Below are 12,376 nucleotides of genomic sequence, written 5' to 3' on the forward strand. Positions count from 1 at the left end.
AAAGGAGTGTATTACCATGAGTCATATTTATCACACGAAAGTTACACAACTCGGACCTTTAGCGAATGAATTCATTAGTGAAAAAATCATTATCCTCTTTAAAGGAGATGCACCAGCTGAACTAGCTGAGTACTGTGTACTTCATAAAGAAAATCAATTAGAAGACCAAATCAAAGCGAATGATATTTTTAAAATCAATGATCGAGAATATGAAATTACTGGTGTAGGAGAAGCCGTTTATAAAAACCTCAATCAATTAGGTCATATCACACTTAAATTTGATGGGAATACAACACCGGACTTGCCTGGAACTCTTTCACTAGAAGACAAAGAGGTTCCTGAAATCCATGAGGGCGATATTTTAGAAATTATTCGAAACTAATTTTGGAGGGTCATATCTATGTCTAATAATCAAGATCAAGTAGCCATTGTTGCAGGAGGAGCCCAAAACCTTGGAGAACATTTAAGTTATCGGTTAGCTAAAGAGGGGTATAAGGTTGTCGTAGCAGATCTGAATTTTGATAATGCCAGTCAGGTAGCTGAAACGATTATGCAGGATTATGATACGGATGCACTCGCAGTTGAAGTGGATGTTGCCAATGAAGAAAAGGTAACGGCCATGGTAGAGCAAGTGAGGGAACGTTTTGATAGAATTGATGTGCTAGTATTTAATGCTGGGGTAGCCAAAAGTACAAAGATTACTAGCTTTGAATTAGCGGATTGGCAGTCTATGGTTAACGTTAATTTAACAGGGTATTTCTTGTGTGCAAGAGAAGTGGCTAAAGTAATGGTTGAACAAGGATCGGGTAATATCATCCAAATTAACTCCAAATCAGGAAAAGTGGGGAGCAAGCACAATGCTGGATATTCTTCCTCTAAGTTCGGCGGCGTTGGTTTAACGCAAAGTCTTGCCCTGGATTTGGCCGAACATGGAGTGAGAGTCAATAGTATTATGCCAGGAAACTTGCTTAAGTCACCTATGTTCCAAAGCTTAATCCCTTCTTACGCGAAGAAACTGGGAATTGCAGAAGACGAAGTGGAGAAGGTTTACGAAGAGAAAGTTCCAATGAAGCGAGGGTGCTCCTATGAGGATGTGGCCAATGCAGTCGTTTTCTATGCATCTGATCAAGCAGCTTATATGACTGGACAGTCTATTAACGTAACGGGCGGACAGGTCATGCATTAATTTTGAATAAAATAGTGATATTTGTTCCCCGGTGTAGACATGCAGCGGGGAACAGGTTTCTATCAGAAAGGAGTCAAATGATGAAACTACTAGTAGACTCTGCAAATCTTAGCCAAATTAAAAAGCTAAAAAACATCTTTCCAGTGACCGGGGTCACGACAAATCCATCTATTTTAGCAAAGGAAAGCCTCTTGCCACAGGAGTCTTTAAAGGAGGTTAATCATTTATTGGGTCCTAATGAAGAATTTCATGTGCAAGTTCTTTCTGAAAATGCCATAGAAATGAAAGAAGAGGCTTACCGTCTTTTGGATAATTACCGTGACTCTTTGTATGTGAAGATTCCAGTATCTGAGCAGGGATATAAGGCGATCGGCATGTTAAGCAAAGAGGGAGTGAGGGTAACGGCTACTGCTGTTTTCACTGTCCAACAAGGTATCCTTGCATCATTAGCCGGAGCAGATTATATTGCACCCTACGTAAATCGGATTGATAACCATAATGCTGATGGCATTGAGCTGATTAGCAAGTTGAGTAGCTTTTTTGAAAAAGAGCAGATCGAAACAAAGATCCTTGCTGCAAGCTTCAAGAATACCAAACAGATAGAAGATGCTCTGCTCCATGGTGCCTACAGTGTAACTGCACCACCAAGTTTGGTACGTGAAATGGGCAGCCATACAGGTACGAGTGATGCTATCAAAGGTTTTAAAAATGATTACAGCCAGGCGTTTAAATAAGATGACAACCAGGGGTATGCAAATAAGGCATACTCCTTTGGTTGTAAGGGAGTTGCTAAAGTGCTCAAGGCAATTATATTTGATTTTGACGGATTGATTTTCGATACAGAGACTCCACAATACCAAGTGCTGCAAGAGTTATTCAGAGAAAATGAAAGTGAACTTCCTTTAGAGGTATGGCAGGATGTCATTGGCACAGACTCGGATTTCTGTCCTTATACTTATCTGCAAACAAAAACGAATAAACAATATAATATAGAAAATCTCAAAAAAGAGATAGACAACCGCTTCCGAGAACGCGTGAAAACTATGGCATGCAGACCAGGGGTAAAAGACTATTTAAGCGAGGCAAAGGAAATGGGATTCAGGATAGGGCTGGCCTCAAGTTCTCATTATAAATGGGTGTCTACCCATTTAAAGAATTTAGGAATCTTTGATGAATTTGAGTGTATGAAAACAGCTGATGATGTGAAAAACGTGAAGCCTGATCCCGCACTCTACTTAAAGGCAGCCGAGGCTTTTAAAGTAGAAGCGGAGGAATGTTTAGTGTTTGAAGATTCGGCAAATGGGGCTTTGGCTGCAAAACGGGCGGGAATGGCTTGTGTGATTGTTCCTAATGAAGTGACAAGCGGGCTTTCCTTTTGTAAGGTTGAACGTCGTCTATCTTCTATGGAAGAAATAAAGTTGAAGCAGTTGGTCGAGGAAATTCAAATATAATTTTTTATCTTTTTAAATGATTGGGAATTATAGCTTGATTTTGCTGAGAACTATGAATATACAAAACGGTAATAAAGTAAAGGAGTGAGTAAGATGCAGAAAGAATTTTTATGAGGGGATGCTATATATGAATGGGTGAACCTTGTGCTTAGAAGAATCGTTTTACAATAAATCCAACGTTACCTATTTAAATTGAGAGATCATTTCTGACTCAATCTTTAATTATATTAGTGAAGGATTAGGACTAAAGATCGGTTTTTCGGATTTATACCTTTGTGCTAATAAGCTTGAAGAGGAAGAGGCTGCCTTTTAGGTTTGCAAAAAGGGGACCCTGAAATTTACGTAGAACCATTTTTCATTTAACCAATAGTCAACCTTTTGACTTTAGAAGGGTTTCCCATAACTATGAATAGTCACACTTCCTCATCCAGGGTACTAGTCATTTTTTATAAATCACGAGAAGAACATGCGTTAATTAAAACGTAGAAGCTTCCCAATGCTGTGATTAGAAAAGGGAAGCTTCTATGTTTGTATATGTGACTCACTGATTAGCCAGGCAAATTAAGGATGAAATGAGCTGAAAAAGTTCTCTAATATTTCTTGGTCTTCTTTATAGAAGGCAATTTTTAAATCATCAAGTTCCATGGGAGTTGTAACATTTTCAAAGTATTCATGACTGTTTAACAGCAAATAGATATTGTTCCATAAAGATAAGTAGTAATCATTAGATAGTTGGTTGCCAAGTTCATTGATCCAGGCTGAGAAACCAGCCCAAAAGTTCAATTTTTGACGTGAGTGAAGACTTACAGACGTTTCTTGTTTAAGTGACTTGATAATGATTTTCTCAGCACTCATTATGGCGACACCGAAATAATTTCTTAGCGTATCCAAACCGGGATCCTGTTGAATAAGGCTCATTGGAATGAGGAATGGGGGAGGTTCAGAGACAAAGGTTCCGCCGCCTTGCCTTGATTCTAGATACTTAAGCAATTCTAAAATTCGCAAGCCTTCTCGTACAGAGGAGCGGCTAACTTCTAGCAATTCACTTAATTTTCTTTCAGTCGGTAGTTTATCACCCTTTCTTAACTCATTCTCTTGAATATATGAAATAATTTGCCGGATTACCTCTTCAAACATCCTGGGTACTGAGTCTAATCGATAATTGTTCTTCATCCATCATCACCGTCTTTTTGTAGGTTAACTTTATTTTAACAAATATAATTACTTAAAAGTAGTGATTAGGGTATTGACGCATGGGATTGAATTCATTAGACTCTTTAATAAGAGTAATAATTTTAACATTGGTCAGACCATCATAAAAAGGATTCGTTGAACATAAAATTGAGTAAAATGGGGATAAAAAATGGTATTAAAACCGATTAAAAAAAAGAGGTTATTTGAAGAGATTATTTTAGCAATAGAGGAATATATTCATGAGGAGGGAATCCGTCCCGGTGAACGATTACCGTCAGAGAATCAACTCTCCACAATATTTGAAGTAAGTAAAACAGCTGTTAGAGAGGCAATGAGTGTGTTACATGCGAATGGCATCATTGAAAAGAGAACTGGTGCCGGTATTTTTTTAAAGGAATTACATGGGGAAAGTATTGCTGAAAGGGTTACGAATAACTTGCTTGAGCGTAGTGAATTACAAGAAATCCTTGAATTCCGCCGGGGGATGGAAGTGGAAGCAGTTGCCCTGGCAGCTATCAGAGCTACAACACAAGACATGGAGGTAATTCAGCAGGCGCATCAGAATCTTGTAGATGCCCATAACGATGGTTCCTTAGGATTAGAGGAAGATTATCTGTTTCATTATTCAATCATCCTGGCATCACATAATTCTATCTATAAGGATGTCTTTGACAGGGTATCTAATAAATTTGAAGAAGTCATGAGGATTAGTAAGATGCAGTCTGCGAAAGTCCCAGGTCGATTTGTGGAAGCCTATAAAGAACATGAACAGATTCTGAAAGGACTGCAGCTTAAGGATCCAAAAGCTGCCTCCGAAGCAATGAGACATCACTTGACGCAGAACGAGAGGAAAATTTGGTCGCACATTAAGAGTAAGGATTAAGTATAAGGTTCCTTACTCCACTTAATGGTCAGACCATAGTAAAATATAAAAGGAGGAAATGAATGATGAATGTTGGTTTTCGGATCAAAGAGGACTTTCCTCGTTTAGAAGATGTAGTTGTTAGGGGATTTAAAGGAATACCGACACCTATTATCGGTGATGTAATGGGAAGACAGCGGGCGATGAACCATTTTATCAAATCAGTAAATCATTCAGGTACTCATGTTTTTGGAAGCGCATTCACTGTAAGAACACATCCCTCTGATAACTTGCTTGTACATAAGGCAATGGATCTTGCGAAGCCTGGGGATATTATTGTAATTGATGCTTGTGGTGACATGGGGAATGCCATTCTGGGTGAAATTATGTGTCACTATGCAAAAGTAAAAGGGATTGCAGGGTATGTTGTCGATGGCCCAGTCCGTGATCTAAAGGGGATTGCTGATATGGGATTCCCGGTTTTTGCTAAGGGCGGCTCACCCCGAGGACCTTATAAAGAAGGCCCTGGTGAAATTAACACGACGATTAGCTGTGGTAATGTGCCAGTTTCTCCTGGTGATATCGTGGTAGGGGATGATGATGGTGTCATAGTAGTGCCGAAAAACGATGTCCCAGAAGTATTGCAAGATGCAGCAGCCTTAGCAGATAAAGAAGATGAAATTATCAAATCTATTTACGATGGGGACTGGGACAGGGCGTGGGTGGATGAAGTACTTCAAAAGAAAGGTTGTGTTGTTTATGAGTGATTATCAAGAGGAGCGTATTCCTAAGGAAAATCTGGAACTATTTATTGAAAAGATTTTTAGTGAAGCAGGTCTGGATGAAACCCAAGCCCGAACTATTGCCAGGCATCTTGTTTTTGCCAACCTGAGGGGGGTGGATTCCCATGGGGTAAATAGAGTCGATATCTATACTAAACGGCTTGATAGGAGTCTAGTAAAAAAAGAGTTCAGGTCTGAGCTGGTACGGGAATCTCCTGTTAGCGCTTTGATAGATGCACATAATAGTTCCGGAATACCCGCAGCTTCCTATGGAATAGAACTGGCGATAAAGAAGGCGAAAAGTTCGGGCGTGGGGATCGTAGGGGTTCACCATTCCAATCACTGTGGGATGTTGACTGATTACGTAAAAACAGCAGTTGATAATGACTGTATTGCAATCGCCACCACAAATGCCCCTTCAAATATGCCTCCATGGGGAGGTAAAGGCCGCTTTTTTGGGACGAATCCATTTTCATATGGAATACCTGCTGGAAACGAATCCAATATAATATTTGATATGGCGACGAGCAAAGTAGCCAGGGGGAAGATTATATTAGCGCAAAAAAATAATCAGGAAATACCGTTGGGATGGGCGCTATCTTCTGAAGGGGTTCCAACGCAAGATCCAATTGAAGCCTTAGATGGTGTAGTCCTTCCGGTTGGTGAGCACAAAGGATATGGAATTGCCTTTTTAGTAGAGACACTGTCAGCTCTTTTCACCGGGGCTGCATTTGGACCTTATATTGGGGATTTATATAAACAATTAGATCATTCTCAAAACGTTGGCCAATTCTTTTTAGTCATGCGTGCAGACCTTTTTCAAAGCTTAGATGTGTTTAAAGAGAGAATTGATCAAATGATTCGGGAGATTAGAGGTGTTCCGTTGATGGAGGGGGCTGAGAAGATTTACCTGCCTGGAGAAGTAGAGATGGAAACAATGAAGGAAAGAGAAGAAAATGGCATACCGTTATCAAGAGAGATTATTGATGAGCTAATAGAGGTTGCCGAACGATATAGTGTCGAACCTGAGCTTATTCAAAGCTTTAGGATCAATATATAATACCACCATTCAAAAAAGGAGAGTTTCGTATGAGATTAGCCACAATCAAAAGAAATGGACAAGAGAAGGCGGCTGTTATTACACAAAAAGGTGCTATTCTAGTAGAATCGATCAATCGTAATCTTAACTTGAACTGGAGTATAAATGTATTTGACCTCGTTCAAACAGGACAACTGGAACACTTGAAAGAATGGTACCGGTCCGGAGGTGAAGGAGAGTTAAATGATTTTCATGAAGTGATCCTTCATGAAGATATTGAAAATGGACCATTATACAGACAGCCACGAAAAATCTGGGGAATTGGTCTGAACTATGTGGAACATGCATCTGATCTTAGTGAGCAGGCACCAAATAAGGAACCAGCAAGCTTTATGAAACCAGATACATCTATTATTGGACCCGGAGACTGTATTAAAATACCACACCAATCTGACCGGACCACGGCTGAAGCGGAATTAGGTATCATAATTGGAAAAGAGTGCAAAAATGTCAGTGAAGAAGAGGCGCCACATGTAATTGCAGGCTTTACAACGGTTATTGATATGACTGCAGAAGACATCCTGCAGCTAAATCCACGGTATTTAACTAGGGCGAAGAGTTTTGATTCATTCTTCAGTTTTGGACCGGAACTTGTAACAGAGGATGAAGTAGATGAGGTCATGAACTTGCATGTATCAACCGTTATTAATGGCGAGCTTCACAGGAAAAATGTCGTTTCTAACATGACATTCCGTCCATGGGATTTGGTGTCCTTCCATTCAAAAGTCATGACGTTATTACCGGGCGACATTATTTCAACAGGGACTCCCGGGGCGGGTGTCATTAGGGACGGCGACGTCGTAGAATGCCAAATTGATGGATTTACTAAATTGACAAACCCAGTAAGAGATTTAAAAGTTAAGTCAAAAAAAGAAGCGTTGAGCAGGCAAATGATTTAAAAGTTTAACACTTCAATGGAAAAGGCTATCCCCCTTGAGGATAGCCTTTTTTAATGGATTTAATTTGTAGTTGCTTTTTCTTTTGTAGCAGCAAGCAGAAAATCAAAGTCACAGCCTCTATCTGCTTGTAGGACACATTCCTGATAGAGTTTCGTATATCCCCTGCCTTCTATGACAGGTGCTTCCCACTCTGAACGTCTTTTTTCCAATTCTTCTTCAGATACTAGAAGTTCTAATTTACGGTTTTCCACATCGAGTTCAATAAAATCTCCTGTCTTTACTAAACCAATCGGCCCGCCGACAGCTGATTCAGGAGCCACGTGCAGGATTACGGTTCCAAATGCTGTGCCACTCATCCGGGCATCGGAAATTCTCACCATGTCCCGGACTCCTTGCTTAAGCAATTTGTTCGGAATCGGCAGCATCCCGGCCTCTGGCATTCCCGGTGCTCCGACAGGACCTGTATTTTGTAAAATCAGGATATCGTCTGGACTAATATCCAACTCAGGGTCATCTATACGTTTCTCTAAGTCTTGAGAAGAACTGAAAACGACTGCTCTACCACTATGTTTTAGGAGTTCTTGTGAAGCTGCTTTTGGTTTTATGACAGCTCCATTAGGGGCAAGGTTTCCCTTTAATACAGCTATTCCCCCTTCTGTATGTAAAGGGGCATCAAAACGGGTAATAATATTCCGGTATACTTCAGGAACGTTCGCATCATCAATACTGTCTCTTAGGGGGGACCCTGTGACGGTTAATTCATCTAAATGGAGTAGCGGCTTCAATTCTTTTAGAACAGCTGGAGTTCCACCCGCCCTATAAAAATCTTCCATCTGATATTGGCCAGCGGGGCGTAAATTAGCGATAAAAGGAGTAGTCCTGCTTAATTGATCAAACAAATCAAGAGGTAATTCAATACCGAGTCTCCCAGCGACGGCTGTCAAATGAATGACAGCGTTGGTTGATCCTCCAACGGCCATCAAAGCCCGAATACCATTTTCAAGGGATTTTCTTGTAATTATTTTGGATGGTGTTAGTTCTTTTTCAACTAGTTCTACAATTTTCTTGCCTGTCTCTATGGCGTGATTCAGTCTTTTGTTTTCCGTAGCTGGAATAGCAGCACCGCCAGGAAGCATCATTCCAATTGCTTCTGAACAAACAGCCATTGTGCTTGCGCTTCCCATCACCATACAATGGCCAGCCGTAGGAGCTAACGCCTCATTAATTTCCTCAATTTGATTATCATCTATCTCACCGCCGCGGTATTCTTGCCAGAAGAAACGGCAGTCCGAGCATGCCCCTAGTGTTCTGCCTTCATATTCACCGTTATTCATAGGTCCGCCTGTAATCATAATCGAAGGGATATCTGCACTAGCTGCTCCCATCAGCTGGGAAGGGGTGACTTTATCACAGCCTCCAATTAACACAACACCGTCAATAGGCTGGGCTCGAATCATCTCCTCTGTATCCATTGCGGCAAGATTGCGGTAGAGCATAGTTGTTGGACTTGTATTGATTTCACCTAATGAAATGGTCGGAAATTCTAGTGGAATTCCGCCCGCCAATAATACCCCTTTTTTAATAGCTTCTATGAGTGGTTGAATATGGGAGTGACAACGATTGATTTCGCTTTTTGTATTGCAAATACCGATCACTGGCTTCTCATAGTCGTCTGGGTCAAACCCAAGATGCCGGTTAAATGCTTTCCTTATAAATTGGCTAAACCCAGAATCACCATACGATGTTAGTTTTTTAGTTTTATTAGTGTCTGTCATTTGTTTCCCTCCTAATCATTTTATATTATGGTAGGACCAAAGATATGCAATCTTTCTTTTTTAAGGGTACCACAAATGATCGGTTAACTGAACAAAAATTCAGAATTTTCGGAGCTGATAAAGTTTATAAAGGGAATATTGAGACATATGAGGTAGCTAAGTTAACTGTTGGTTTTTGAAAAACTTCTATAATCAGGTTGACAAAATTTTCAGAAATATTATATGATAACACCAAATCCATACATTTAGATTCTATTTTACAGCTTTGAATCTTTTAAAAGGGGAATAATTGGTCAGACCATATTAATATGGTAATTAAAACGGTTGTACTGAAATATGCATAGAACGAGAGGAGGGTAAGTCATAGTTGAGTTAATTGAAATTCTTCAGAAATTTTCAGGTCATTCCCTAACAGATTTAGATCGAAAAGTGCAGGAAGAAATCAGGAACACATTGCCTGTACATCATTTGCCTGCTCATGCTGAAATCGCCATAACAGCCGGAAGCCGAGGTATCACAAACATAGTAGAAATTTTAAGATCGGCGGTAGAAACACTTAAGCAGATGGGGTTTAAGCCGTTTTTAGTTCCTGCCATGGGAAGCCACGGGGGAGCCACTGATAGAGGACAGTTGAACGTATTAAAGCATTTGGGGATCACAGAGACTTCCGTTGGTGCCCCGATTCGATCATCCATGGAAACAGAATTACTTGGTCACACTTCTAATGGAAAACCGGTTTATATGGATAAAATCGCTTTTTCTGCGAATGGGATTATCGTTATTAATCGTGTCAAAGCTCATACAGCATTTCGCGGTAAGATCGAAAGTGGGTTGAGCAAGATGATTACAATCGGCTTGGGTAAGCGTAAGGGGGCATCATTTGTTCATAGTGACGGTGCTTTAAAAATGGCCGAAAATATTGAGAGCGTATCCAAATTCGCCCTGGAAAACAGTAACATTCAAATGGGCTTGGCTGTCGTTGAAAATGGCTATGAGGCTACAGCTGAGGTCGTAGGGATCAATAAACGCGATTGGCATAAACAGGAAGCGGAACTTCTCCAACAATCAAAAGCTATGATGCCAGGACTGCCAGTGGATAATATTCATTTGCTGATAGTTGAAGAGATGGGCAAAACATTTAGCGGAACTGGAATGGATCCAAATATTATTGGAAGGTGGAGGATCAACGGAGTCCCTGAACCAGAAAGCCCAGAGATTAAAAAAATTGCTGTTTTAGATCTTTCTGCCTCATCATTTGGTAATGCTCAAGGGATAGGATTAGCTGATTTCACCACAATGCGTTTGTTTAACAAAATTGACCGGAAATCTACCTATACAAATGCCCTCACCAGTACTTACTTGCAACGGGCGATGATCCCACTAATCTACGAAACTGAACAAGAAACGATTGAAACAGCCCTCCAAAGTCTTGGACCGGATACAGATATCGAATCTCTCAAAATCGTTCAAATTCCGAATACCCTTCATTTAGAAAGCGTATTTGTTTCCAGAGCTGTTCTGAAGGAGTTAGAGCAAAGCAACAAGGAATTTGAAGTTGTGGGCCGGCACCTTCTTTCATTTGATAAGAATCATGATTTGGAAAATAAACTTACTGTTACTTCACGTTGAAAAGGAGGGGCATATTGGAATCGACCAAAAAGAAATTGAAGTCTGCTTTTGTCATTCATCAAAAAGATAATGTCGCTGTCGCACTTTCATATTTGAATAAAGGAGATAAGTGCATCGTTAGATTGGGAGAATCAGAACGGGTGATTACAGTTTTAGATGATATCAACTTTGGTCATAAACTGGCATGTACGGCAATTGAAGAAAATGAAAGCGTTTTAAAGTATGGAGAAGAAATAGGAAGAATGAGCACGTCAGTAGAAAAAGGAAGGTGGATCCATAACCATAACATGTATTGCGAAAGGGGGCTGAAATAATTGCCAGATCGTTTTATGGGATACGCCAGAAAAAACGGACAAGCAGGTATTCGAAATCAAATCGCTGTTATACCATCTGTCTTCTGCTCCGCTAAGGTGGCTGAACGTATAGCTTACCAAGTACCAGGGTGTGTTTACTTTAGACATCCAGTGGGGTGCAGTCAAGTTGGGGAAGATCTTGAGGTAACCGCTAAAACGTTGATTGCAATTGGGAAAAATCCTAATTTTGCTGGTGTCGTTGTAGTTGGGTTAGGGTGTGAGCGCTTTTCTCCTTATGAACTCGCAGATGGGATTGCACCATCCAATAAAATGTTAGAGACTGTTGTAATTCAAGAAGAAGGTGATTCTTTATCTGCCATTCAAAAAGGGAGCAAGGTTGCACGGGAGATGCAGCAAATTGCTTCCAGGCAAGCAAGAGAAGAATTTCCGGTTAGTGAATTAATGATTGGATTAAACTGCGGTGGGTCTGATATGACATCTGGACTGATTGCAAACCCAGCACTGGGATACGCTTCAGACAAACTAGTCGATCAAGGGGGTTCTTCTATTTTAAGTGAGATCACGGAGCTAATTGGAACAGAAGATATCCTTGCCAGAAGGGCGAGTAGCGATGAGGTAGCGAATTCGATTAAAGAAACGATTAACCTTACTGAACAAAAACTGCAAAGACAGACACAAAATTCCACCAATAAAAAGCGAACACATCTCATTTCAAAAGGAAACTATGACGGAGGTTTATCAAGTGTTGTTGAAAAGTCTTTAGGAAGTATGAAGAAATCGGGTGATGCCGAGTTTAGTGGAGTCATCCAATACGGTCATCAACCTGACGGAAAAGGTTTGTTCTTGCTAGATTCTCCTGGTCATGATGGAGAAGTTTCAACAGGACAAGTGGCAGCAGGCGCTCAAATGATTTTGTTCCCAACTGGCCGTGGAACTCCCACAGGCTTTCCGGGGATTCCAGTCATTAAAATCACTGGAAACTCGAAAACTTACAGCAAAATGAAAGAAAACATAGATATTAATACTGGTTCTGTTTTAAATGGAGAGAAAACGTTAGAGCAATCAGGTGAAGGAATCTATCAGGAAATTCTAGAAGTAGCTTCAGGAAAGCAGGTAAAGTCGGAAATATTAGGACATGATGAGCAGTTTTGTATCACACGGCTGCCTTAATTATGTAAGCGCTTA

Annotated in this window: 13 protein-coding genes and 1 pseudogene; 12 read left to right on the top strand and 2 right to left on the bottom strand. The window is 40.4% G+C overall.

Annotation, left to right across the window (positions count from 1 at the left end; all coding sequences use genetic code 11):
* Window positions 1–16: 16 nt before the first annotated feature.
* The 5 genes and pseudogenes from P9989_RS04410 to P9989_RS21600 all read left to right on the top strand — a co-directional run.
* Window positions 17–382, top strand: coding sequence for a PTS glucitol/sorbitol transporter subunit IIA (locus P9989_RS04410; protein WP_283077604.1), 366 nt, complete (start codon window positions 17–19; stop codon window positions 380–382).
* A gap of 18 nt (window positions 383–400) precedes the next feature.
* Window positions 401–1,186: a sorbitol-6-phosphate dehydrogenase gene (gene srlD / locus P9989_RS04415; RefSeq protein WP_283077605.1), complete on the top strand. Its 786-nt coding sequence runs from the start codon at window positions 401–403 to the stop codon at window positions 1,184–1,186.
* 77 nt (window positions 1,187–1,263) lie between these two features.
* Entirely contained in the window at window positions 1,264–1,920 is a 657-nt protein-coding gene (locus P9989_RS04420; RefSeq protein WP_283077606.1) for a transaldolase family protein, read from the top strand.
* Between the two features lie 60 nt (window positions 1,921–1,980).
* The gene (locus tag P9989_RS04425; RefSeq protein ID WP_283077607.1) at window positions 1,981–2,637 is read left to right on the top strand and encodes an HAD family hydrolase; all 657 of its coding nucleotides are present in this window, start codon (window positions 1,981–1,983) and stop codon (window positions 2,635–2,637) included.
* 139 nt (window positions 2,638–2,776) lie between these two features.
* A pseudogene (locus tag P9989_RS21600) lies at window positions 2,777–3,050 on the top strand (UTRA domain-containing protein); the annotation flags it as partial.
* Between the two features lie 148 nt (window positions 3,051–3,198).
* On the opposite strand, the gene P9989_RS04430 reads toward P9989_RS21600, so the two are convergent.
* Complete coding sequence (locus P9989_RS04430; RefSeq protein WP_283077608.1) at window positions 3,199–3,810, bottom strand: FadR/GntR family transcriptional regulator; 612 nt, start codon at window positions 3,808–3,810, stop codon at window positions 3,199–3,201.
* A 190-nt stretch (window positions 3,811–4,000) separates the two neighbouring features.
* Between P9989_RS04430 and P9989_RS04435 the strand changes: the two genes are divergently transcribed.
* From P9989_RS04435 to P9989_RS04450, 4 genes are all read left to right on the top strand, one after another.
* Complete coding sequence (locus tag P9989_RS04435) at window positions 4,001–4,714, top strand: FadR/GntR family transcriptional regulator (protein ID WP_283077609.1); 714 nt, start codon at window positions 4,001–4,003, stop codon at window positions 4,712–4,714.
* 62 nt (window positions 4,715–4,776) lie between these two features.
* The gene (locus P9989_RS04440; protein ID WP_283077610.1) at window positions 4,777–5,460 is read left to right on the top strand and encodes an RraA family protein; all 684 of its coding nucleotides are present in this window, start codon (window positions 4,777–4,779) and stop codon (window positions 5,458–5,460) included.
* On the top strand, window positions 5,453–6,535 hold the full coding sequence (locus P9989_RS04445) for an Ldh family oxidoreductase (protein WP_283077611.1): 1,083 nt from the start codon (window positions 5,453–5,455) through the stop codon (window positions 6,533–6,535). The genes P9989_RS04440 and P9989_RS04445 overlap by 8 nt, the downstream gene beginning before the upstream one ends.
* 29 nt (window positions 6,536–6,564) lie before the next feature.
* Window positions 6,565–7,473, top strand: a complete 909-nt coding sequence (locus tag P9989_RS04450) for a fumarylacetoacetate hydrolase family protein (protein WP_283077612.1) — start codon at window positions 6,565–6,567, stop codon at window positions 7,471–7,473.
* 59 nt (window positions 7,474–7,532) lie between these two features.
* On the opposite strand, the gene P9989_RS04455 is transcribed toward P9989_RS04450, so the two are convergent.
* Window positions 7,533–9,248 (bottom strand): IlvD/Edd family dehydratase, encoded by a 1,716-nt coding sequence (locus P9989_RS04455; RefSeq protein WP_283077613.1) that lies wholly within the window; start codon window positions 9,246–9,248, stop codon window positions 7,533–7,535.
* 381 nt (window positions 9,249–9,629) lie between these two features.
* Between P9989_RS04455 and P9989_RS04460 the strand changes: the two genes are divergently transcribed.
* The 3 genes from P9989_RS04460 to P9989_RS04470 are packed head-to-tail and all read left to right on the top strand — an operon-like array spanning window position 9,630 to window position 12,361.
* A complete protein-coding gene (locus tag P9989_RS04460; RefSeq protein WP_487247022.1) occupies window positions 9,630–10,877 on the top strand; it encodes a nickel pincer cofactor-dependent isomerase, group 22 in 1,248 nt (415 codons plus the stop codon).
* A 14-nt stretch (window positions 10,878–10,891) separates the two neighbouring features.
* Window positions 10,892–11,191, top strand: a complete 300-nt coding sequence (locus P9989_RS04465; protein ID WP_283077615.1) for a UxaA family hydrolase — start codon at window positions 10,892–10,894, stop codon at window positions 11,189–11,191.
* Entirely contained in the window at window positions 11,192–12,361 is a 1,170-nt protein-coding gene (locus tag P9989_RS04470) for a UxaA family hydrolase (protein ID WP_283077616.1), read from the top strand.
* Window positions 12,362–12,376 lie beyond the last annotated feature (15 nt).

This window comes from Halobacillus naozhouensis (assembly GCF_029714185.1).
GTDB classification, from domain to species: Bacteria; Bacillota; Bacilli; order Bacillales; family Halobacillaceae; genus Halobacillus_A; species Halobacillus_A naozhouensis.